Origin of the sequence: Paenibacillus sp. FSL H8-0175, from assembly GCF_045040615.1 — a bacterium.
GTDB lineage: Bacteria > Bacillota > Bacilli > Paenibacillales > Paenibacillaceae > Paenibacillus_AQ > Paenibacillus_AQ odorifer.
In genome coordinates this window covers 1152017-1175080 of sequence record NZ_CP150299.1, presented here as the reverse complement: position 1 = coordinate 1175080, position 23064 = coordinate 1152017, and the positions used below count along the sequence as shown (strand labels likewise).

General features: G+C 44.9%; 18 protein-coding genes and 1 riboswitch. Of the genes, 3 read left to right on the top strand and 15 right to left on the bottom strand.

All coding sequences use genetic code 11. From position 1 onward, the window contains the following. Positions 1 to 23: 23 nt before the first annotated feature. The 4 genes from modA to MHH46_RS05010 all read right to left on the bottom strand — a co-directional run bounded on the left by modA (position 24) and on the right by MHH46_RS05010 (position 4055). The gene (gene modA, locus MHH46_RS05025) at positions 24 to 818 is read right to left on the bottom strand and encodes a molybdate ABC transporter substrate-binding protein (protein ID WP_370510711.1); all 795 of its coding nucleotides are present in this window, start codon (positions 816 to 818) and stop codon (positions 24 to 26) included. Positions 819 to 1326: 508 nt separating this feature from the next. Further along, positions 1327 to 2292: a YafY family protein gene (locus MHH46_RS05020; protein WP_076129254.1), complete on the bottom strand. Its 966-nt coding sequence runs from the start codon at positions 2290 to 2292 to the stop codon at positions 1327 to 1329. A 199-nt stretch (positions 2293 to 2491) separates the two neighbouring features. Beyond that, entirely contained in the window at positions 2492 to 3178 is a 687-nt protein-coding gene (locus MHH46_RS05015) for a hypothetical protein (protein ID WP_076129255.1), read from the bottom strand. A gap of 190 nt (positions 3179 to 3368) precedes the next feature. Then, positions 3369 to 4055, bottom strand: coding sequence for a M50 family metallopeptidase (locus MHH46_RS05010; protein ID WP_076194197.1), 687 nt, complete (start codon positions 4053 to 4055; stop codon positions 3369 to 3371). A gap of 225 nt (positions 4056 to 4280) precedes the next feature. Between MHH46_RS05010 and MHH46_RS05005 the strand changes: the two genes are divergently transcribed. Together MHH46_RS05005 and MHH46_RS05000 are read left to right on the top strand one after the other, a co-directional pair. Beyond that, complete coding sequence (locus tag MHH46_RS05005; RefSeq protein WP_076129257.1) at positions 4281 to 4748, top strand: hypothetical protein; 468 nt, start codon at positions 4281 to 4283, stop codon at positions 4746 to 4748. Between the two features lie 49 nt (positions 4749 to 4797). Further along, positions 4798 to 5502: an AIM24 family protein gene (locus MHH46_RS05000; protein ID WP_076129258.1), complete on the top strand. Its 705-nt coding sequence runs from the start codon at positions 4798 to 4800 to the stop codon at positions 5500 to 5502. Between the two features lie 94 nt (positions 5503 to 5596). On the opposite strand, the gene MHH46_RS04995 is transcribed toward MHH46_RS05000, so the two are convergent. Further along, the gene (locus tag MHH46_RS04995) at positions 5597 to 6052 is read right to left on the bottom strand and encodes a Dps family protein (RefSeq protein WP_076129259.1); all 456 of its coding nucleotides are present in this window, start codon (positions 6050 to 6052) and stop codon (positions 5597 to 5599) included. A gap of 187 nt (positions 6053 to 6239) precedes the next feature. Further along, a complete protein-coding gene (locus tag MHH46_RS04990) occupies positions 6240 to 7718 on the bottom strand; it encodes a potassium/proton antiporter (protein WP_076137164.1) in 1479 nt (492 codons plus the stop codon). Between the two features lie 194 nt (positions 7719 to 7912). Between MHH46_RS04990 and MHH46_RS04985 the strand changes: the two genes are divergently transcribed. Further along, entirely contained in the window at positions 7913 to 8977 is a 1065-nt protein-coding gene (locus MHH46_RS04985; RefSeq protein WP_076194195.1) for a GNAT family N-acetyltransferase, read from the top strand. 87 nt (positions 8978 to 9064) lie between these two features. Here MHH46_RS04985 and MHH46_RS04980 read toward each other — a convergent pair whose 3' ends face one another. The 9 genes from MHH46_RS04980 to MHH46_RS04940 all read right to left on the bottom strand — a co-directional run bounded on the left by MHH46_RS04980 (position 9065) and on the right by MHH46_RS04940 (position 23039). Further along, positions 9065 to 11770: a discoidin domain-containing protein gene (locus MHH46_RS04980; protein WP_081383792.1), complete on the bottom strand. Its 2706-nt coding sequence runs from the start codon at positions 11768 to 11770 to the stop codon at positions 9065 to 9067. A gap of 51 nt (positions 11771 to 11821) precedes the next feature. Then, positions 11822 to 13342, bottom strand: coding sequence for a glycosyl hydrolase (locus MHH46_RS04975; RefSeq protein ID WP_256717242.1), 1521 nt, complete (start codon positions 13340 to 13342; stop codon positions 11822 to 11824). Positions 13343 to 13493: 151 nt separating this feature from the next. Continuing rightward, positions 13494 to 15044: a glycosyl hydrolase gene (locus MHH46_RS04970; RefSeq protein WP_081387948.1), complete on the bottom strand. Its 1551-nt coding sequence runs from the start codon at positions 15042 to 15044 to the stop codon at positions 13494 to 13496. A 12-nt stretch (positions 15045 to 15056) separates the two neighbouring features. Continuing rightward, positions 15057 to 15136: riboswitch (cyclic di-GMP riboswitch) on the bottom strand. Positions 15137 to 15272: 136 nt separating this feature from the next. Continuing rightward, entirely contained in the window at positions 15273 to 16646 is a 1374-nt protein-coding gene (locus tag MHH46_RS04965) for a sugar phosphate nucleotidyltransferase (protein WP_076194192.1), read from the bottom strand. A 712-nt stretch (positions 16647 to 17358) separates the two neighbouring features. Further along, positions 17359 to 18699, bottom strand: a complete 1341-nt coding sequence (locus MHH46_RS04960) for a UDP-glucose/GDP-mannose dehydrogenase family protein (RefSeq protein WP_076194190.1) — start codon at positions 18697 to 18699, stop codon at positions 17359 to 17361. A 4-nt stretch (positions 18700 to 18703) separates the two neighbouring features. Next, entirely contained in the window at positions 18704 to 19804 is a 1101-nt protein-coding gene (locus MHH46_RS04955) for a glycosyltransferase (RefSeq protein ID WP_036676592.1), read from the bottom strand. Positions 19805 to 19868: 64 nt separating this feature from the next. Next, complete coding sequence (locus MHH46_RS04950; RefSeq protein ID WP_036676593.1) at positions 19869 to 21008, bottom strand: glycosyltransferase family 4 protein; 1140 nt, start codon at positions 21006 to 21008, stop codon at positions 19869 to 19871. Then, positions 21008 to 22195 (bottom strand): glycosyltransferase family 4 protein, encoded by a 1188-nt coding sequence (locus MHH46_RS04945; RefSeq protein WP_036676596.1) that lies wholly within the window; start codon positions 22193 to 22195, stop codon positions 21008 to 21010. Before MHH46_RS04945 ends, MHH46_RS04950 begins: the two co-directional genes overlap by 1 nt. Continuing rightward, positions 22182 to 23039 (bottom strand): glycosyltransferase family 2 protein, encoded by an 858-nt coding sequence (locus tag MHH46_RS04940; RefSeq protein WP_038568901.1) that lies wholly within the window; start codon positions 23037 to 23039, stop codon positions 22182 to 22184. The genes MHH46_RS04945 and MHH46_RS04940 overlap by 14 nt, the downstream gene beginning before the upstream one ends. Positions 23040 to 23064 lie beyond the last annotated feature (25 nt).

Below are 23064 nucleotides of genomic sequence, written 5' to 3'. Positions count from 1 at the left end.
CCGCTTCTACTCTTAATTTCTATTTAAGGAAGCAGGAAGCCATAACTTACAAAGATATCATTAGCTTCCTTGCTCTGAAGGTAACTATACAACTCCTTAGCTGCCTTTTGATTCTTCGAGCTCTTCACGATGCCTGCCGGATAATTAATGGCTTTGTGTACATGTGGACCAACCGTCAAAGCGATTTTAGTTTTCTTTGAAGTAAGCGCATCTGTCTTATAGACAAAACCGGCATCGGCATTTCCTGTTTCTACATAAGAGAGAACCTGACGCACATCCTTGGCGAATACGAGTTTGCTTTGCAGCGGATCCCATACCTTTTTCGCTGTCAGCGATTGCTGCGCATATTGACCCGCCGGCACAGATTCAGGCTGTCCCACTGCGACCTTCTTAAAAGCTTTATCCGTAAGCTGAGTAATCGTAGTTAATTTAACCTTTGAATCTGAGGGTACAACTACAACCAATTGATTCTTAAGCAGAACCTTATGATCGGAGACAAGTCCACCTTCCACCAGTGCATTCATCTGTTTATCACCTGCAGAGAAGAACAGGTCCGCCGGGGCCCCTTGCTCAATCTGCTTTTGCAGAGTGCCGGATGCTGCATAATTAAAAACCAAATCAATATCGGGATGTTTCTTTTCATAAAGGAGAGCAATCTTATCCAGGCTGTCTTGCAAACTAGCCGCTGCGGAAACAATAATTTCGGTCTTCTTGGTGGCTGCTTGCACCTCTACACCTGAACCTGCAGATAAATTCACAACCAGAAGGATTGCCAATATCCCCATCACGGAGAGTGCCCATTTCTTAAACATTTCCATTCCTCCCAATTTCGTATGTATATATTTAGATGCTATTCTAGCATACAGTTTTTCGTTTTTCTATAAGTACAGTTGTGTTTGTATATGTTTAGTTATATATTGTTATAATTAGACAATATACAACGATGATTTTGGCTTTTTGCACACAAAAAAGATGCCTCTGACACCCCTAAATAGGGCTGCAAAGACACCTAACACGAATGATATTAATTCTTCACGTTAAAGCCCAGTACATTCAACATAATGGATAATCCACTCCCCCAGGAACCTCACCCGGATTAATATATTCATTTTTAAGAATCAAATGAATCTTAAGAATACTTTTCTTCTATATAAAATTGAACAAAGGTCAAATTCGAGGATAGAAATAACCCTATAAATTATAATTATGTTATTTAATGTATGATGATATTATAAAAAGACTCACCAAACAAGAGAAATATTCTATAATTTTTGATTTGTAACAATATATGTAAACGAATATTTCATTTGAAGGTGAGAATCCATCTTATTTATATTGTGATATCCATTTCTCCAACTGCTGCCTGAGCACTTCACGATAATATAACGGCTCTATGATTTCAGCATCCTCTTCGAATCTCTTAATCCAGCGGACAAACGCAATATCTTGTTCCAACGCGACTTTAAAATAACAACACCGAGCTTGACGGTCTACTTTATTCGGCTTATAGGGCAGATCCTCTCTCTTTAGCCCTTCCATGATTCGCTCCGAAAATTTCACTTTAAACTCTACCTGCAAACTATCGCGGTCAAGTGACCATTTTTGCTTCATAAAAGCTTGCAAATCAAATGATTCCTTTGAGAAGCAGCGGTTTAGTGGCTTCACGTTTGAAAAATCGTTGATATGATATGTACGAATAACACCCTGATGATGGCAAAATCCAATGAGATGATAACGATTTTCCAGTGGGACTAAACAATAAGGATCAATGGTTATTTCTTTCTCCTCCACCGCATTCTCACAATAATTCGCTTGAATACTCCTCTGCTTTAATAAAGCCTCCAATATAGGTGTTAAAAAAGATTGATGCTCCATCTGTGCACCGCTTCTTTCCAACCAGCTTGTACCTGCTTCTCTTCTTGCACGTTCTATCGTTTCTTCCCGCTCCGCCTTTCGCTTGTATTCAGCTGCAACTACTTTTTCATAAGCGCCTTCAAAATCGATAGGCAGAACGGGTTTAATATCTTCCATAATATAGCGTAGTTGCGAAAACGCAGACGCCTCTTCTTCCGACCAATCCAAAGGATAAAGTGCAAAATTGCCAATAAAAGCATAGCCTTTTCCATGTCCAAGGTGGGTTATAGGAATATGCATGGCGCTAAGCGCGTCCATATCCCGGTATATCGTTCTCTCGCTGTTGCCGCAGCGTTCCGCCAATTCACGGGCTAATATCCCTGGCTTGGCTTGAACAAGTGTAATAATGCGCATCAGTCGGATTAATCGGTCTGTCATATTCAGTTCCCCTTGATTTATGGTTAAATAGACCCATTATTTTATGAAAAAAAGTAATAGTGTGATAGAACTTTTTTACTATGTTACCACATTTTATATTACAATTCTTCTGATTATTTTCCGCCGAACCCGCTGACAAAACAAATTTATGTATAGGTCTTTTTTCGTCAATATGCATCTTCTAGTTGTATGTCCTATATCAATTTCCAGTAGCAGTTTTCCCCCGCTTCTGATACTCGAATCCAATCTGTTTATACAACATTTCGGCCTCTTTAAGTAGTAAAGGATCTCCAGAACGCACGGCTAGTAATAGTAATTTATCTGCGTGACGGCAAAGCTTTTCATGAGCTTGACTATGTTGTCCTTCATTTTGCAACGTGGTTGCCTCCTCAATCGTTTCAGCTGTTTTTAACAATTCCAGATGTTTCTCTACGTGAAAGCAGCAGGTTTCACTCAGAACCTGAGTATGATGCGTGTATTCTAGCTCAAGAACCTTTACTGGAAGCTCTTGAACACGCTCTACGGTTGGCTTTTTATATTTCCACTGTAAGGAAAGAGCTTCATATCTACCTGCAATAGTAGTAGAGATATTGAATTCCAAAGCAATAAACTTTCGTTGCCCCGTTTTTATTTTGCCAAGCTTAAGAAGTAGCGATCTGCCTTCACCGACTTCAAACTCACACCCATACGAACGCTTAAAAGTTACATGGGGTTCAAGCCAAACCCGCAGCTCAATTTCACGCGCAACCACTTTATAACTGCTGGGTCGGCTGTGCTCTGCAGGTATACTCCCTTTCCATTCGACAAGCAAAATAACCTTACGATTGCCGCCTGCAAAAATACGATTTTGACTCCATGTGAATACGGGATGAATACTTTCTATCATTATTTCCACCTCTTTCTTTTTTTGGGTCTTCTATTAATGTACCAATAATGGCGGACAACTCCATGTCATGGAATGTATGTTCGGTTCTATATTATCGACAAAAAAAGAGTCATTCTACATGCTTAGTAGACTGACTCTTGTAAAAACAACTCCTTTTGTCTATTTATGACGAAAATTTTATGTTTTTTTCTCATCGACTCCCTAATTTAGTCTGCATTCGCTCTCGCTTGAAAAATAGTCCCAGTGCCCATTTGGCACACAACAGAGAAAATATAAAAAACAGTGTAGCCCAAAATATAGCGGGTATGGGAGTCATTCTTGCCAGATTGCTGGCATCTCCTGCACGGGACGGTGATACAGCAGCCGCGTATACCAGAAATAAACTTCCCATTACAGACTCCTCCAAGGTTAAAAAGGCCAATAACAAATAATAATATTTGCTGGCCTTCTTCCAAACCACCAGCATTAGAATATTTAGCGCAATAAATCCGCCCAACCACATCATGCCAAAGCTTCCTCGCACGTATAGCAGGAGCATAATCAACGCCACACCCGTAGCTAAGATAAGGCCCCAATCATGGCGTCCCTTACTGTATAAATAGAAGAGCAGAAGTGCAAATAAGGAGGCTAGCAAATAACCCGAGAGGGAAACTAATATTGCCTTGCCCCCTTCTTGAATAGCTGAATAGGTTACACCGCTATGATCTGCGTATAATTCAATCCTCAGCACACTACCCGACAGTAGTAAGGTCATCAGAGCATGACCAAATTCATGAATCATCGTGTCTAAATTCCGAAACAAAGATGAAAATGGGATCAATCTAGTCAAAAAAGCAGATCCGATCAGAAGCAATATTGTTTTAAGCCATTTGTTCAATCGACAGCAGCCCCTTTCGTCCAAAGTATACGATAAATAGTACCTCTTCTCAATCGAGATAATCACGGACTGATCGTGTTTAATAATGAGTAAACGAAAACCTTAAGGAGGTAAAAATTACTTTCATTATAAGCATTACCAGTCCCATGGCGTACGCTGTCAGAAGCTGTCAAGCTGTGTTAAAATAAAAGAACTACAAGCCTAAATTGGGTGGTGATTATATAGATGAAGCAACATAAATCCCGAGCATATCTACAGCTGTTATATTCGCTCCTGTTCTTGCTGACGCTTACTGTATGCCTGCCAGCTCCTGTAGCAAAAGCTAATATATTCAGTGATATCTATAATGGAGTTAAAAATTTCTCCGAGCTGCCAAACGAAGTGAATGAATTAAAGGAAGGTTTTCAGCAAACCGCTGAAGAGCTTCAGCAGGCAAAGGATAAGCTCGCGAATACCACGCAGGAGATAGAAGCTTACCGGATACAGAACGAAAGCCTACAAGAGCAGAATCGCCAACTAACGCAGATGGTTGATGAATTAAAAAATGACCGGACGGCACGCGAAGAATATTATCATAAAATCAAAGTGACTATTTTTACAGGGATTGGACTAATCCTAGGTTATTTTATACTGATCCGTTTTATTCGTTTCAGCATGCTTTACCGTTCGCGAAAAGGCGACCGTCTGCGTTAGTCTTACGTATTCATTGAAGATCACAGTCACAGCATGAGGGAGATGAACTATGAACATCGATATCCAAGATGAAAGCGACAGTGGAAGCGGACAAGCCGTAGCCTTCTCCCTTGAGGAGAAGGAAGAGGTTCATGTACTCCATCCACAACAAATTATCGCTTATCAAGGTCCTTCCTCAGGACGAGCGGACAGATTTATGGATGTGAAGGGCATATACCGCAAGCGAAAGTTGATTCGTTCCGATATGGCAGGTCCTTGCCATTTCGTCGCCGCCCTTCCACCAGGCTATCGCATAAAAATCCTGCAGCTCGATGGCAAAAGCGATCTGCTGTACGACTTTAAGCATCTCTTCTTCTACAGTATAGGTATTTCACTGGAGACCCGAGTGCTAAGCATGAAGAATGTGCTCGTTACACGGGACATTGTAAAAGTGAAATTCTCGGGCAATGGCATGATTGGCATACTGACGGAGGGTACGGTCTGTGAAGCTGTACTGCACCCGACCAACCCCCTTTATGTCGATGCAGGCAGCATTATTGCCTACCCTGAGAATGCCAAGCTGGAGCTCACCGTTTACGGCAACCATTTGGCTAGCCAGCATATGAGCTATCACTGGAAGATGACAGGTCACGGGCCTGTGCTGTTTCAGGCAGGACGTCAGAACCGCCGATTCGAAAGAGATAACAACGATGATGGAATTGTTAAACGATTTCTACGCGAGGTAGTTCCCTTCGGGGGTGTGTTTATTAAATAGTTGTGTTCAGCAGTAAAACAACAAAACAAAGAGCGCCATGCGTATCCTATACGCAGGCGCTCTTTGTGGTTCTATCCTTTATAAGAATGTTGTCTTAGGCGATAAAAGCATTCAACATCCAAGCATGTTTCTCAATGCTGCTTCTAATACCAATCAGCAGATCCGCAGTGGGTTGATCAGCCAGTTCTTCTGCAGTAGCAATCGCAGCCTGCAGTTCTTTAGAAACAGTTGTAAAGTCTCTAACCAGCTCCATTACCATACCCTTGGCATCTTCGCCGCCACGAGCTTCCTGTAAATCGGAAAGCTCCAGATATTGTTTCATAGAGGAGGCAGGTTGTCCACCAATAGCAAGCAGGCGCTCAGCCAAATCATCTGCATAACCAGCAGCTTCATTGTAGAGTTCTTCAAACTTCTCATGCAGCGTGAAGAATTGGGATCCGCTAACATACCAGTGATAATGATGAAGCTTTACCCCAAGCAGGAACCAGTTCGCGGTCTGGCGGTTCAAAGCAGCGTGCAGTTCAGTTTGGCTCTTTAGTTGTGTAGTCATTAATAAAACCTCCTATGGTTAATTTATTATATTGTATTTAGACTCGTTCTAAATCTATATACAATTTAACACATCCTTTTGCTTTTTGCAACCACTCTGAAGATTTGCATGTTGCCGATTCTAGCATAACTTTTGTTATAACGCCTATTATCTCTGTCACACTCTGGATAACGTCCTCTTTCTAGACTTAAATCAAAGATATATTTTCCTCCGCCGTCTTCCCTTTCTGACTCCGGAAAAAAGCCCTCATCTCATCGCGTTTGCTCTTTGGACTTAAGACATATACAGTATCCCCTGGCTCAATGACGGTACTGCCATGGGGGGTGACAATGCTTTTATTCCGGATAATAGCAGTAAATAAGATATCATCTGGCAGTCCGATATCGGAGATTTTCTGCCCGGCAATGGGCATGTAAGGTTCAATTCCTATGTGGTTGAACTCGGAATCCGTCTTGCCAAGGGCGACCAGCTCCATCAGTGATGGCTGTGCTGAATCCTCTTGCCCCACCAGCTTCAACCGGGAAGCCAGCGGTGAAATGCTTGTTCCTTGAATCACTGCTGAGGTCAGCACGACGAAGAATACTACATTAAAGAACAGTCGGCCGTGGGGAAGATTAGCTAGCAGCGGATAGGTTGCCAGCACAATTGGAACGGCTCCGCGCAGGCCGGCCCAAGAAATTAGTGTTTTTTCACGAATAGAGAATCTGGAAAAGAGCAAGCTTATAAACACTCCTATTGGCCTTGCCACAACCATCAGAATGACGGACAGCAATATACCTTGCCAAGCCACCTCTGCCAGCTCCTGTGGAAATACCAGTAGACCCAGCAATATAAACATAAATATTTGCATCATCCAAGCAAAGCCATGACTAAAATTCATAATGGTTCGATGATACATCAGCTCGGAATTGCCAAGGGTAAGACCCATTACATAGACAGCCAGCAAGCCGCTGCTATGAACGAGTGCAGATAAGCCGTAGGTTAGGACAGCAAATCCAATTGCCAATACCGGGTAAAGTCCCGTAGAATCCAGGTTAATTCGATTGATAAGATATACTGCGACTTTACCAAGTACAATCCCTATCACCAAACCAACTGCCATCTCCCATATAAAGGACAGCACAAGTCCCCATATCGCCATATCCGGATGCTGAATCCATTCGATCAGCGATACTGTCAAAAATACCGCCATAGGATCGTTGCTGCCTGATTCCGCTTCGAGTGTCGAGGTCAGTCGTTTGTCAATATTCTTACCGCCTAATACCGAAAAGACCGCAGCCGCATCAGTCGAACCCACGATAGCTCCGAACAGAAAACTTTCTGCCCATGACACCTCAAGAATCAGCTTAGCGAACACCCCAACGATAGCTGTCGTTAACAATACGCCTACCGTGGATAAGGATAATGCCGGCCGAATAATAGGCTTGATATCCTTAATACTGGTCTGCATCCCACCTTCGAACAAGATAACAACCAGCGCAAAAATCCCAGCCATTTGTGTTAAGGAAGCATTGTTAAAAAAGATAAATTGACTCAGTACCATCCCCGCAGCAAGGAAAAGCACTAGAGCTGGCATTCCAAATTTAGTGGAGAATTTGGTGGAAAACACACCTACAAGTAAGAGAGCTGCCAGCAATAATATGATATTATCTGCAAGTTGGGTCACCGTTTATTCACTTCCCTTTCGCTTCTAGCTTAAAATATAAGCTTCCTTATTTATGTACGTTATTACCCTTATCCACCTCCTTTTGAGACATTGAATAATATAAGCAGGATTGAAGATTTCATCCGCTGGGGCTTATACTTAAAATAATTCCTTTCTACCCTACTCGTATTTACATATAAGGAGGCTGACTGTATATGCAATTGAGATTAATTAAACCTGCGGAGCTGGAGCAAGCCGCTCTTCTAGCCCATTCCATCTTTCGTAAAGCTGGAGACACTTCTATGAAAGAGCTGTTTCCGCTGATTTTTAGCCCTGGTTACACTCACTCTTATGCAGCCGTTGCCGAGGACGGTAACATCGCTGCTTTTATGGGATTGGTGCCCTCCACGATCTGCACTGGAGAAGCTTTCCTGAACGTGTTCTCCATCGGCGCGGTTTGCACAGATCCTGCTTATCGCGGCCAGGGACTAGCCGGTCAGCTTCTACAGCTATGCCAGACCCATGCTGCGAATGCCGGCGCATCGCTTATCTTTGTCTCGGGTGACCGCTCGCTGTATACCCGAGCGGGATGCGTACCGTTCGGCGGTACGCAATTTGCCGAGCTGAACGCAAGCTCGGCTCACGCACTTGCTGCCGCAGCAGGGGAAGAATGGACGCTGCGGCCCATGCAGCCGGGCGACTTCTTCGCCGTCAACCGGCTGCTGAATGAACGCGAAGCCGGACAGGTGTACAGTCCGGGTGAGCTGGCGCTGCTGCTGGGTGCCGAGGCTTACGCGGGTGTGCTGGGCTTGTCCCAGCGCACACTCGTAGCCGTGCGGGACGGCAGCATCGAGGGGTTCGCCGCGATGGCTGTGCCCGCGGCGGATGTGCCGGCGCCGAGCCCAGCGACGGCGGTGGAATGGGCCGGCCAGCCGCAAGCGGTAGCGGCGTTGCTGGCCAAGGCGGCTCTGTGCAGCGGCGTTGGCACGCTGCAAGTGCCTGTGCCGTGGCAGGAGCGCAGCCTGCTCGCGCTTCTGCGGGACGCCGGCGCCTCCTTAAGCGCCGGCGCGAACAGCGGGACGGTCTGCATCGCAGACCGGGAAGCGCTTTTGCGGCAGACGGAAGTATGCCGCAAGCGTAGCCTCGACTTGTCGTCCGTGGACGACAAGGAGCTGATCTCGCTGCTGTTTGATCCAGCGAGCCCGCTTCGCACCTCTGATTCCTCAGGGGAATCTGAGGCAATCCCTTTACCTTATATGTCAGGCCTCCATTTTATTTAAAGCACAAAAATAACCTCAGCGGGAGAAGGATCCCGCTGAGGTTATTTAGTATGCTCTATTAACAGTTATATAAATTCAAATAATTGCTTATTCTCTGGAGTACACCTGTAGCTCTTGAATAGACCAATAATTCCCGCCGGCTCCGTTCTGTACAATTTTGACATACCTCGTCTTCACTTTAGAAAAGGATATCTTAGTAAGCTCTTTCGTACCTTTTCCAGACGTGAGTTTTTTCCAGTTTTGAGCATCGTCAGAAATATAGACTACATAGTCTCTTGGATAATCAAACGGTGATAACGTGCTATCCAAATCTATTCTTTCAATTTCATGTGCTTCACCCAGATCAATCTGAAAATACTCTCCGGATACCTGATGTTTTCCCGTATCCCAGCGCGTGCGCCGATCCCCATCGATAGCCAGACTAGGAGCTGATGCTGCCGTATTCACATTTGAGGATACCTTCCATTTAGTACGATCCAGAGGAACCAGTCCGGTGGCTGTAATCTGAACTTTATCGGACAGTAAATTAGAGCCGGATACCCTTACCGCGTAGGTATATAACGTCCCTTCACGTAAATTATGATCCGTATATTCTGTAAGCTTCACATCGGTGGCCACCACCTTCATTTCCCCGCCGCTACCTTCAGCGCGAAGCAGCTCATAGCTTGCTCCTGGTGCCTCCAACCAATTTAATTTTACAGCTAAACCTTTTGTTGCTGCGGCTTTGAATCCTTTAGGTGCCGACGGCTTTACTTCAGAGGAAGGCTGCAAAATATACTGCACAGCCTCTCCTGGAGCAAGGGTCTCCGTAAAGGTTAACGTAGGAGTAGCCTTTTTACCTGTTACATAACTTCTTGCTTTTTCATACGTATCCCCGTTTCCAAAACGTTCCCCTTCATACACCCCGTTTTTCGGCATAGTCACATTTACACTCACAGTTTGTGGAGTTGACTCAAAGTTAACGAAATTAACCAGCACCTTATTTGAGGTCGCTCCGCTTCCCGCAAGAGGCTTCAATGTAGAAGTATCCACGGCCCGAACATATACCAGCTTGTCGGCTAACACATCTTTGTTGGCAATTTGATAAGTTAGCGGAGCTCCATGTGTAGCATAGGCAAGACTGAGCCTTCTCATGATGCTGACACGTGAATCCTCATTTTCTTTTGTATAATAAATCTCTGTGGTCGCCGGATCATGCTCTTCTAAATTAAACCCGTATTTGAATAAACTGAAATCCTTAAAAAAAGCAGCATGCTGCACAAACATATCCGCATAACCAATATGTGCACGCATGATCCGGTCGAATACAGCCGCTGTCCGCTCCGTTGCCCCGTATTGATAGGCATCCACATGACTGTCCGAGGTACCAAATTCAGTGGTCAGCATTTTTTTGCCGAGTCCATTGTCTGCACCAGTGAAGGTCTTCAAATTCTCAGTAAAGCTTCCTCCATTACTAAAAATATAAGAGTCGCCGTAGGAATGTCCATTGGTCAAATCCGTAACCTTCTCCAGCTCCATACGTTGCTCTGGATCACGTTCCCAGCCATCCGGATCTCCACATTCCTTCCCAGTTCCCTTCTGATTACCGCAAGAATCCTCACTGTAGCTCGGCCAATATGCCCAGCCCGGAGCAACAGTTTGTAAATGGGGCGCGATTTGCTTGCCCTTTTTATTCAGCCAGTCCGCAATCGCCAGGTTCACTGCCTTAGAACGATTGAATAATCCCGGCTCATTATCTACCTCATAATATTGAAAATAGGGGCTATATTGCTCAAAATAATCTGTCAGCTTTTTCTCCGCGTCAGCAGGCAACGATCCATCTGCCTTAAGCTTAATATCACCAGTATGCAAATACAAAGCAACCGCCTGCATGTTGTAATCCTGCAATACCTTGTAATATTCCATCATATCCGAGCAGGATCTCCCGACATCACTGGCACAGCTAGTACGCATCACATTCCCGCTATAAGCCATCCCTAGCCATTTGATAACATAAGGCAAGTGCGTAACTGCACCTTCATCGAAATAAAATTGTTTATTATTCACTACTGTTCCCGTCAGTGTATAGCTGCCATGGATAGGCTCAGAAATTGGAGCGTTAAGAGATTCTAAACGGAGATTATCCCAAGTCCACCAGGAATATTCGTCTTCTTTGTCACTGCAATATAAACAGCGAACCGTTTGCAGCTTCAATTCATTCGTTCCTATCTTCAATTGCTCCTTGGGAATATATAATTCATAGGTCTTTTGAAAGTTATATTCGCTTTCTGTGCCAGCAACGCCCGCAATTTGAATGATCCCCGACAATTGATGATTGGAGAACACACTCATTTGCGGCACGGATTTATAAGCATCCAGAATACCTACGCTAAATAAGACCCCATTCTCCGGGATCTTATTTAGCTGATAGGTGATCGTTAATTCCGGCTGGGTCTTTCCATTCAAGCCTGCAGGCAAGCTCTGAAGAGCCGATGATTTGAGCACCGAAGAAGTAACATTAAATTCCTTCTTGCTGCCAGAAGTGCCACTCGCAGCGAATTCAGCTGCTGAGCCATCATGTTGTCCCAGATTCCAGATCACAGTACCATCCGGTATTTCTGCTGCAGCATCAGTTCCTGCAGATAGTCTCGGTATATTGGCACCTACCTTATAATCGTTTGTCCTATTCGTTCCGAAGACAGAGACAGACAACAGAAACAAGACGGTTAATGCGGCGAATTTTAGTAATAACAGTAATGGTTTGTTTGCAGATATCTTATTTTTTCTATTAGATATTCTCCTCGTTATTCCCATCCATAGGTCCTCTCTTTCTTCCGGAATGTCTTACCCTATCATTTCATTAGATTAAGGAAGGAACAATGCCCCTTGTGGAATTACCTGCTGCTTCTGGCTGGAACTCTCCCATAGCAAACGAAGATTGGCATCTCCTTCATTCTCATAATATTCAATTTGGATATCATAAAGCGTTCCGGCTGTGAGTGGGATACTTCCTTTATGAAGGGTTGCACTTTGATTTTTCCAATTGTCGATGATCAGCTTTCCGTAAATCCAGACACGGACTCCATCATCAGAGGATGCCGAAATCGTATATTTTTCACTGAATTTGGGTTTGAGTTTCCCTTTCCAGCGTACAGAAAAGTGATCTTCATTTATCTCTGAGGCAGGAGACCCACCATGCCAATTAAAATCAATCTTACGGTCATTGCGGATAAGTACCGCTTCTCCCTCTAAATCAGTATTGTTATAGTATTCTCCAGTTAAACCCGTTAGGGTTACCGGAGTTACGGGTGCTATCGAAGGATCTCCTGTTGTGAGAACATAGTCCTCTCTTGATACTATAAACGAGTCTTTCATAAAGCTTTTAATTGACTGTAGCGTATTATTTTCTGTCAGTAATTTTCCCCAGGTCATCATATAGACCCATTTATTTTGTTTCTCAGTTAATATATCCGGGTTCGGCAGTTGCCCACTCTCCCCGATTCCGATAGGTTTACCCTCGGCCAATGCGAGCAGATCCTCATAGTAGGACTGTTTATAATCGTTATTGTAGATATCCGCAGCCAGAACATCGAGTTTATCCCCACCGGGATAATATGCAGCATATGGATCTGACCATTCATTCGGCGCATTCGGATTCCACACCCACAGTAGATTATTTAGCTTGTGTGTGTTTACAAAACGATCATAGACAATACTCCACAGCTCTGAAAAATTGTCCTTTTTCCCCCACCAAAACCAACCACCATTCATTTCATGGTAAGGTCGCCATAAGACCGGAACTCCGGCATCACGCAGCTGACCCAAATATCCAGCAACCTCGTCTAGATCTGAGATTAGCCTCTTATACTGAGCTGTCCCAGGTGTAACATAAGCATTAAATTTCTCTTGACTGAGACTTCTGTTTACATTGGACCACTCTGGAGAGGTTCCCGGTAAGCTCTGATGGAAGGTCATCGCTACAATGCCACCCTCTTGATGCCATTCAATTGCACTGTCTATAACAGCTTGCCGCTGTTCTGCGATCGTCTCTTCGGATTGATTATTAATCGCCCCTAATTCATAACCATGTAGAACAGCATTTTGTCCCGAAGTATTCTTCAGCTTATGAACCAGTTCATCTGGACTTTCTAGATAATCATGCTGGCCGGACAAGATCCCTTTGCCACGTAGATTTACCAAATTACTTAGCAGTTGCTTGGCTTCTTCAGAAGCCGAAGGATTACTTGGTATAGCTGGAGGTAGGGAGGAAGAAACACTCATAGCCTTCGGAAGACTTTTAACCTCTCCCCAAGGCAGCAAGGAAAAAATAATAAAGACCGGTAACATAGTAAACAACAATCTGTTTTTCTTATAATATTTACGCAAATAAATCCTCCTTTCGGTAGCTGTACTGCCTCCACAGGTGTTAAAAACATACCTGTTATCGGACAATCGTCTTCTGACCTAATGAGGACTATAGCTTAGTAGCTCTGCAATAACGCAGAGCCACTAAGGATCGACCTTTAATTTTCATCAATCAGGAGACATCCGGAAGAAAAAGTGCACTTGCTGGAACTGTCTCTTTAGCTTGACTAGCACTTTCCCACATCAAGCGGACTCTCGCATCGCCTTCATTCTCGTAATACTCCACCTTGATATCATATAGCTGGCCAGCCTTCAGCGTTATAGTGCCCTTACGCTCAGTACCACTTTGCTTAGTCCAACTATCAATCACGGATTCCCCATTCACCCAGACACGGATACCATCATCTGAGGTAGTGTAAAATGTATATTGCTCATTATATAATGGCTTAATTTTACCGCTCCAACGTATGGAGAACCGATCAATCCCGAGGGCGGCATCCGGGGAGCCTTGCCGCCAATTGAAATCGATTATTGCATCAGTTCTGTTAAGAGCTGCTGCTCCCGACAATTGCATGTTGTTGTAATACTCTCCTGCAAGCCCCTTCGCGAGAGGAATTGCTGCCTCCCCCTCTTCTTCAGAAGGTGCCGGCGCTGGTGCGGCGCTAGGTGTCGGTGCCAGACCAGTATTTAATTTATCTCTGGTCAGGGTATAGTTGCTATTCATAAATGTTTTGATTGTGTCTGCACTGTTATTCTCGTAAAGCATTTTTCCCCAGCTCATCATATACGTCCATTTACTTTGCGATTGCTGAAGCTTCTCCAGATTAGGCATTTCACCATTTTCCCCGATCGCAATCGGTTTGCCTGCGGCTAGACTCAATAAGCTGTCATAGTATTTTTGCTGGTAATCATTTTCGTATATATCTGCTGCCAGAATATCTACTTTATCAGCACCTGGATAAGTTAGCGCATAAGGATCTGACCAAACATTGGGAGCATTCGGACTCCATACCCATAACAAATTATTTAATTTATGAACGTTAACAAAACGGTCATACATAATATTCCATAGTGTAGAAAAGTTATTTTTCTTCCCCCACCAGAACCAGTTCCCGTTCATTTCATGATAGGGTCTCCAAAGCACCGGAACATTGGCATCGCGCAAGCTTTTTAAAGAGACGGCCACCTTATCAAGCTCAGCGATCAGATTGTTATATTGCTTGGTACCCGGTGTAACGTAACTATCGAACTCACTCTGGCTAAGTGTTTTTTTCACATTATCCCAGTCATAAGAGGTGCCCGGCAGGTTAGCATGAAAAGTCATAGCTACGATCCCGCCCGCTTTATTCCAGTTGATGGCGCTATTCACCACATTTTGACGTTGCCAAGCCATCGTTGCTTCGGACTGGCCACTGATCGCACCCATTTCATAACCGTGAAGAGCCGCATATTGTCCGCTGGTTCCCTTCAGCATATTGTTAATTTCATCTGGACTTTCTAAATAGTCATGTTGACCGGCAATAATACCTTTTCCTGAGATCGAGTAAAAATAGTTAAGCAGCTTTACGGCTTCAGGTGAGGCACCTGGGGTAACTGGCGTTCCAGAATTTGAAGCAGCTATGACAACAGACGGCGAAATTCCAACAGCAAGCGGAAGTGCAGTCAGAAACAGGACGAGTGACAGAAATGCACCAAACAATCGATACGTACGGTAAGCTTTCAAAATAATCTCCCTTTCGGTAGCCAGGCTGCCACTCTTTCGAAGGCCCTATAGCTTTGCGTCCCTACCTTTCGATAGGTTTGCCTTTTCAATTTAAGAGAAATAATCTCTCTTACCGTAAGTATCGACGACAATTAATGATATATTTAGTGTTTTTATGACTTTTTTTGATAATTGAGTCAATTTACCTGTTTCAAGAAAATTTGAATTGGTTAAATAGATAGGTTAGACCTATGAAATGAATTGTTGTAGTTCTATATCATTCCAGTCTAAAGTAATACGTATGTTATCTTCTTCTACTAATTCAGACCCCGTCTGTACCTCTATAAACTCAACATCCGTCAAAGCAAGGATCGCGTGCTTCGTTCCTTCCGGTATACGTACCACGTCCCCAGCCTTCACATTATGTTTTTTCTCATTCAGCACAATACTAGCTTCGCCGCTGACGATTGTCCAAATTTCACTACGCTTGCGATGTAATTGATAGCTGATATTATTCCCCTCGGATATAAAAATCCGTTTGGTCAGCACTTCATTGCCTTCATCATATTTCACATAATCAATAACTTTGTAATGACCCCAACGGCGTTCCTCGTACATCGGTCTTTGTTCAAAGGTCTTCAGCACTTCTTTAATCCGTGGGCTCTCAGCTTTATGGGTAACTAGAATTCCATCCGGGCTAGCCGCAATGATCAGATCCTTCGCACCAATTACCGTTATCGGAATGTCCAGCTCATTAATCAAGCAAGTCCCCTCAGAATCCGCCGTCACAAAACCTTTTCCTACATGCTTGCTGCTCATTTCCTCTGTCAGCGTATTCCACGTTCCAAGATCCTTCCAGAATCCATCATACGGCTGCACCACAATATGTTCTTCTTTCTCCACCACTTCATAATCAAAGCTGATGGAAGACAATAGCTTATACTGCTTCTGCAATTCTTCATATCCTAAAGGCAACCCTTTACGCTGCAAAATATCTAACAAGTACCCTAAGCGGAAGGCAAACACTCCGCAATTCCACAAGGCATTTTGTTCGATGAGCTGTTCTGCTTGTATGCGGTCTGGTTTCTCTTGAAAGTGACTCACCTTCATAAAACCATTTTCCCCCGCCTCTTCGGTGGTAGGAATAATATATCCGTATTTCTCTGAGGCATGTTCAGGAACAACACCCATTAGAGCCAGATTTGCTCCACTTTCCAGCATGGTCTCCTCAAGCATAGCTATGGTATCGAAAAAGGATGCTTCTACATAAGGGTCAACAGGCAATATTGCTACCGTCTCCGCTGGAGAAACACCTGCCACTGAATAAAGATAGGTAGCTGTTAAGGCGATAGCCGGAAAAGTATCCCGACGCTCCGGTTCAACGATAATCGGCACATGACTTCCCAGTTGGCTTTGTATCATTTCTACTTGGCCGCGGCCGGTGGCCAGATAAGATGATTCTGCCATCCCTGCTTCCTCCAGCTGTCTCCAGACACGTTGTACCATGGATTCTGGTTCACCTTGAGGGCTTTCAAGTACCTTTAGAAATTGCTTTGAACGTGAGTCGTTGGACAACGGCCATAACCGTTTACCTGAACCGCCTGATAGAAGTACCATTTTCATAGAATGAACCCTCCTTGAATTATGGAAATCGAGCATATTTGAATTGTTATCAAAACGTCAGCTTCCACTTAGCCTTATTTCGAGCGGATGCACTAAAAAAATTTGTTAGGTAGAAACCACTCCAAGGGATTTTGGACTTCCGATCGCTGTTATCCTCAGATTTCCTGATTGAACCGCTTCTCGCGGTAGAAATCCGAGGATAGCATATGCTTTCGAAGCTAGCTTTCCTACGGAAATCTTTCGGGCGAACACTCCGTTTCTACAGTTCCAAATTCCCTTTCCGTTCTTCACCTAACCAACTTCTTCTTAATACTTGATCCGTGCGTACCGGACTGTACCAGCCGGAAGCAAGCACGTTTTTCTAAAGATTTGCTTCTGCTCCGGGGGAGGCAGCTGCAACTGCAAGAACAACTGCAACTACAAGAGCAAGACTAATTGCCACCACAGAGACAGAGACAATGACAACTACAACTACAAATGCTACTGCTACTGCGGTATATAATCAGAGTACCTAACTTTATAAATTGCTTAGAACCTTAAAATAAGGGAACGAAGTGGCGGAGGGGAATTTTGGAACTGTAAGAGCGATAGCGTCCGCCTTTGTCTGCGGATTTCTACCGCTATCAGCGGTTAAAATCAGGAAATCTGCAGACAACAGCGGCTGGAAGTCCAAACATTCACCGCAGTTGCGACTGACACTTAACACAAATCATTAAACTGCTCCAGCCACACTAGCAGAATAACCGCTCAATCCACCCATCTGCGGGCGGCCGACAGAATGATAAACGAGGCCGGTACCCTCGATTTGCTCCTTGGAATACACGTTGCGTCCATCGATCAGCACCCCATTGCGCATGCTTTTCGACAGCTGATGCAGATCAATGTCCTTCAGTAGGCTCCAATCGGTCAAGAGGCATACGGCATCGCTGCCCTCAGCCGCCTCCTCTGGCAGATTGCACCAGCGAAGCTGCGGATGATCGTATTGCTGCCTGAAATTTGTAGCTGCGATTGGATCATATAGCTTGACTGTTGCCCCTTCAGCCACCAGTGCCTCAACAATCTCTCTGGCTGGAGCTTCGCGGACATCATCAGTGTTAGGCTTAAAAGCAAGCCCCCATATCCCAATTGTCGAACCGCGCAGGCTGCCAAGTGATTCATGCAGCTTGGAGATGATCATAAACCGTTGTCCCTTGTTCACTTCGACTACAGATTTCAATAATTTGAATTCGTAATCGACGTTGCCCGCAATTTGAATGAGCGCATTAGTGTCTTTCGGGAAACAGGAGCCTCCATAACCGATACCAGCCTGCAGGAAGGATGACCCGATTCTTTGGTCCATACCCATTCCTTGTGCTACCTCGGTTACATCAGCTCCCACTTTTTCACAAATATTGGCGATCTCATTAATAAAGGAGATCTTCGTGGCCAAAAATGCATTCGAAGCATATTTGATCATTTCAGCACTGCGTATATCTGTTACAAATACATTTTCTGTGAAACCCTTATGAAGCTCGCGCATTGTTGGTTCCAGCTCTGGATTATCAAGGCCAATGATAATTCTATCAGGATGGAGCGTATCGCGAATCGCTGACCCTTCACGTAAAAACTCAGGTGCAGACACGATATCAAAAGAATGTTGGGTATACTTAGAGATCATTTGAGAGATTTTTTCATTTGTTCCTACTGGAACTGTAGATTTAGTCATTATAATTTTGTGCCCTTCCATCGCTTTGGCGATTTCAGCGGCTGCACCCTCAATGTAGGTTAAGTCTGCTTCACCGTTAGGCAATGATGGCGTACCTACAGCAAGAATGATAATATCTGAACGGCGCACCGACGCTTGAAGATCTGCAGAAAAAGATAACCGTTCCTCACGAAGATTCAGTTCAATCAGTTCCTCGATTCCCGGCTCATAGATGGGCGATTCCATCTGTTTCAGCTTCTTAATCTTTTCCTCGTCCTTATCCACACAGATGACATGATGTCCGCCCAGTGCAAAGCACACGCCAGATACAAGACCCACATACCCAGTACCGATTACTGTCAGCTTCATATAATCATCCTCCTTTTAGAAAATTGACGTACGCCTGCTCAACATACTGCTTGAACTTAACCATAAACGCCTGCTCATCGAATTTACGTGCATGCTCCATAATTTGATCGATATCCCAAGCGTAGGACTCTACTTCATAAATAGCCTTAAGTAGATCCTCCACTTCTTGATGCTGAAAGAACACACCATTTACATAAGGAATAATAGTATCTAGTGCCCCACCTGCTTGATAAGCAATTACCGGTCTTCCTGCAGCGTTCGCTTCCAGCGGTGTAATTCCAAAGTCCTCTTCTCCTGGAAAAATAAATGCTCTACACTGTGCCATCATTCCAGTTACTTGTTCATCTTCTAGCCGGCCCAGAAACGATACATTATCCTTAGCCATGCCTTCGAGACGCTTGCGATCCGGTCCATCCCCTACGATATAAAGCTTAAGACCGTTACGATTGAAAGCCTCTACTGCCAGATCAATCCGCTTGTAGGAAACAAGCCGGGAGACAATTAAATAGTAGTCACCAATGGTAGAAGAGCTTGTAAACCGGGCTGTATTAATCGGTGGAAATATGACATCTGCATCCCGGTGATAATAATTCTGAATTCTCGTCTTCACTACTGAAGAATTGGCTACGAACTGATTCACATTTTTGGAAGTCCGTTGGTCCCACGTTTTGAGCTGCTGCATGTATACCTTAAGCATTTTTTTGAACAGCCCGGAATTCGACTGACGTTCCATGTAGGTGTCATAATCCCATGCGAAGCGCATAGGCGTATGGCAGTAACAAAGATGAAACGTATGTTTAGGAACTTGAATACTTTTCATAAAAGCACTGCTGGAACTCAGGACGATATCGAAACCGCGAAAGTCCAAATCACGGATGGCCATTGGATAAAGTGGCAGCACCCCTTTAAAATTGGTCTTTACCCCCGGAATCTTTTGCAGCCAGGAGGCACGGATATCCGCATCTTTGAGATTGTCAGTAAGGCGGCTTCCGTTAAAAACCGTTGTGTAGATTGGAGCCTCGGGATACATGTGATGAAAGACTTCCACCACTCTTTCCGCGCCGCCCATTTGGATTAAGTAATCGTGCGCTATCGCAATTTTCATGTGAATCATCCTCAAAGTTTTATGGAGCATCATCTTCAGAATTACCGCGTCATATCATCATCTGTCAGGTGCCCGCCAACAAACCTTTATAGTAGTCAACGATGTCCTTGACCGTATTCTCGATAACAAAATGCTCTTTCACTCGTTTCATCCCATTGTCCGCCATCCGCCGTCTTTCCTCTGGGTGATCCAGCATCCATTTAATGGAGTCTGCCAGTATCGCCGCGTCACCAGGCTCTATCAGTAGCCCTGTCTCACCTTGAACTACAATTTCTACCGGCCCGCCTTCATTGGAGGCGATCACCGGCAATCCCGCTGCCATTCCTTCAACGATAACTTGGCCAAAAGGCTCAGGAGTTACCGAAGTGTGAATCAGTAAATCAGCAGTATTCATAAGGCCTTGAATATCATCCACATGCCCTAGCATGCTTACATTAGTAAGCTCGTCGTTTTTTATCTTTTGCAGCAATTCCTGCTTATAAGCCTCTTCTCCAAACAGAGCGTCTCCGGCCAGCCAGAATTTCACACGAGGTTCGTTCTTAAAGCTTTTTGCGGCTTCCAGCACAATATGCTGACCTTTCCAATGCGCCAATCGACCAACTAGCAGTACGTTAAAATCCTTCTGGTCCCGCATACCGATCCCATTACCAATCGCTTTAGCGAAAGCGGAGTATACGACCAGCGTTTTTTTCGAACGCGGCAGCTCCAAAGCATTCAGCGTAGAATGTGAATTTGCGATGACTCCATTGGGGAGCAGACGCGACAGCAAACGAATTCCTTTGGCAACGATTGGCTTTAAATAAGGAGCTCCAATATGATCCCGGATGTGCCAGATCAATGGAACGCCCGCTATTTTTGCAGCGATGGCTCCGTATAATGCAGATTTCAGGGAATTGGTGTGCACGCAATCTACCTTCTCCGCTTTTAAAAGCGGCGCAAGCTTGCGGCCATAAGCCAACAGCTTGAAGGCTGCAGCAGGTGCTCCCAAGTTGACTGCATTTCTACCACGACTTCTGATGCTCTCATCCAGCGGAATAATACGGACATCCATTCCTTTTTCACGTAGCCGTTCAGCCAGGGCACCATCCTCAGCCAGGATTACCAGGGGATCGATCTGTTCTCCAATATGGGTAAGGATGTTAAACAGGGCAACTTCTCCACCACTCCATTTAGCAGTGTGATCTATATAAGCCACTCTAAGCATTACGTGGTCACCTCCTCTCCTAAAGCTTGTAGGAACACGGATTCTACTTGATCCGTAACATGCTCCCAGGTATATCTCTCCAGTACATGCTCCCTACATTCATCCCGGCTCGGAAGCAGTTTTCGATTGCTAAGCATATGGATCATGCCTTCAGCCATGTGGTCGCTACTTGAACTCTTAAATAGCAGCTCCGGCCGGAAGCCTTGCAAAATTTCCTTATTGCCGCCAATCGGTGTAGCCATCACTGGCAATCCTGAAGATAAGGCTTCAACGGTAATCAAACCAAAGCCCTCCAATGCCTGTGAGGGAACCACGAACATGTCCGCTGCCTGATAATAAGAGGCTAGTTCATGATCAGGAATGTAGCCTAGCAGTCTTACCTTGTTGCTTAAGCCATAGTCGGCGATTTTTTCTTCCAGTTCCCCCCGCAACGGCCCTTTACCACCAATCAGCAGAATTGCATTTGGGAATCGCTCCGCAACTTGCTTCCAGGCTTCAAGCAGCTGGAGTAGTCCCATCCGATTGACCAAACGCCGGACAGTCAGCACGGTTGTTGCTCCCTCAGGTAAATTCAAGGTCCGGCGAATCGCCAATCGATTCGTAGCGGGAATAAAACGTTCCACATTAGCTGCGCCTGGAATCACAATAATTTTGTGTAGTGGCACTCCGTGCAGCTTATGGAGAATATCGCGGAACGTCTCACTAAGCACGATGAACTTATCCGCAAGCTTATAGGCTCTATGTTCAATGGATTTGGCGATGGTTGTTTTGACCCGGTGCTTAATGCCTTGGCCTTCGATTTTCATTTCTTCATTCCATGGGCCATGAAAAGTCATCACTACAGGAATCCCACGTTTCTTTGCTTCCAGGGCTGGACCAATACCATAAGGAGCAAAGTGAGTGTATAAAATATCTATACGGCCACTGCCCTCTCCCATCAGATCGGCCGCCTTACGCTGGAAAGCATCCTTACGTTTCCAGATTCCATCTTTTGGATCTCCGGCATTGTGAATAATCAATTCCTCAGGGGTAGCAGGCGTCTCTTGACTGCAAATCAGCGCATGCACCCGATTACGTGAGGAGAGTTGCTCGCAAACGGATTTGAAATACGTGTTAAGCCCACCCGGCTGTAGCGACGGCCAGCTAAGGCCTGTCGTCATAATGTTCAATCCGTCACTGTACGGCATAGCTTCTCTCTCCTTTATTCTCCTTCTCGGTCTGACTCGTCTTCGCATTGTGCTGAGTCAGCTTTCCCGATCTAATTAATTCGTAATGCTTGAAGCCGACCATGAATTCATACATGACCCAGAATACGGATACTCCGAAACCTGACATTCCCTTCTTGAACAACCCGTGTAAGAAATACTTTTGCAGGAAACGGGCTGGTGGTCTTAACAGCAGATGACTGACCCGAAATCGTTTGCCCTTGGCATACGCACTTTCAGCTTCCAAGTCAGTGTACTTATTGAAACGTGCCACATGATCGTTAATACTGCGGTAACCATAATGCCAGAGGGTTCCTGTCAAACGTATGGTTCGCTCTTCAGAGACCTCGGGCATCTCGTGCACCAAGCTATTTCGAATTCCATACGCTTTGCGGTTGTAAAGGCGCACTAGATATTCGCCACGATCCAGCCATCTGCCCATAAAATCGCCAATCCGGTAGATAGAATAGGCAACCGATTGATCCATAAGCCCCGGTTTCAGTTCAAGAATACTCGCGGCCAACTCGTCGCTGACCACTTCGTCAGTATCAATAAGGAAGACCCAATCATGAACCGCGCGTTCTACTCCGAACTCCCTCTGTTTCGCATATCCGGGCCAAGGGTTGACGTATACACGACAATTCAAGCTTTCAGAAAGCTGTACTGTCCCGTCTTTGCTGCCTCCGTCAATCACAACCACCTCGTCGGCGAATAACCTGCAGGATTGTATGGCCTTAGATATTCGAACTTCGTCATCCTGAGCGATGATGACAGCCGATATTGGATAATTGCCTTGGCCGCCTACCACGCTTTTTACTGAATCCATGAAGGTTTCCTCCTTTATCTTTCGC

What these genes read in the sequence shown, in the direction of transcription:
- modA (WP_370510711.1), bottom strand. Translation starts at nt 818, where the DNA reads ATGGAAATGTTTAAGAAATGGGCACTCTCCGTGATGGGGATATTGGCA.
- MHH46_RS05020 (WP_076129254.1), bottom strand. Translation starts at nt 2,292, where the DNA reads ATGACAGACCGATTAATCCGACTGATGCGCATTATTACACTTGTTCAA.
- MHH46_RS05015 (WP_076129255.1), bottom strand. Translation starts at nt 3,178, where the DNA reads ATGATAGAAAGTATTCATCCCGTATTCACATGGAGTCAAAATCGTATT.
- MHH46_RS05005 (WP_076129257.1), top strand. Translation starts at nt 4,281, where the DNA reads ATGAAGCAACATAAATCCCGAGCATATCTACAGCTGTTATATTCGCTC.
- MHH46_RS05000 (WP_076129258.1), top strand. Translation starts at nt 4,798, where the DNA reads ATGAACATCGATATCCAAGATGAAAGCGACAGTGGAAGCGGACAAGCC.
- MHH46_RS04995 (WP_076129259.1), bottom strand. Translation starts at nt 6,052, where the DNA reads ATGACTACACAACTAAAGAGCCAAACTGAACTGCACGCTGCTTTGAAC.
- MHH46_RS04985 (WP_076194195.1), top strand. Translation starts at nt 7,913, where the DNA reads ATGCAATTGAGATTAATTAAACCTGCGGAGCTGGAGCAAGCCGCTCTT.
- MHH46_RS04980 (WP_081383792.1), bottom strand. Translation starts at nt 11,770, where the DNA reads ATGGGAATAACGAGGAGAATATCTAATAGAAAAAATAAGATATCTGCA.
- MHH46_RS04965 (WP_076194192.1), bottom strand. Translation starts at nt 16,646, where the DNA reads ATGAAAATGGTACTTCTATCAGGCGGTTCAGGTAAACGGTTATGGCCG.
- MHH46_RS04960 (WP_076194190.1), bottom strand. Translation starts at nt 18,699, where the DNA reads ATGAAGCTGACAGTAATCGGTACTGGGTATGTGGGTCTTGTATCTGGC.
- MHH46_RS04955 (WP_036676592.1), bottom strand. Translation starts at nt 19,804, where the DNA reads ATGAAAATTGCGATAGCGCACGATTACTTAATCCAAATGGGCGGCGCG.
- MHH46_RS04950 (WP_036676593.1), bottom strand. Translation starts at nt 21,008, where the DNA reads ATGCTTAGAGTGGCTTATATAGATCACACTGCTAAATGGAGTGGTGGA.
- MHH46_RS04945 (WP_036676596.1), bottom strand. Translation starts at nt 22,195, where the DNA reads ATGCCGTACAGTGACGGATTGAACATTATGACGACAGGCCTTAGCTGG.
- MHH46_RS04940 (WP_038568901.1), bottom strand. Translation starts at nt 23,039, where the DNA reads ATGGATTCAGTAAAAAGCGTGGTAGGCGGCCAAGGCAATTATCCAATA.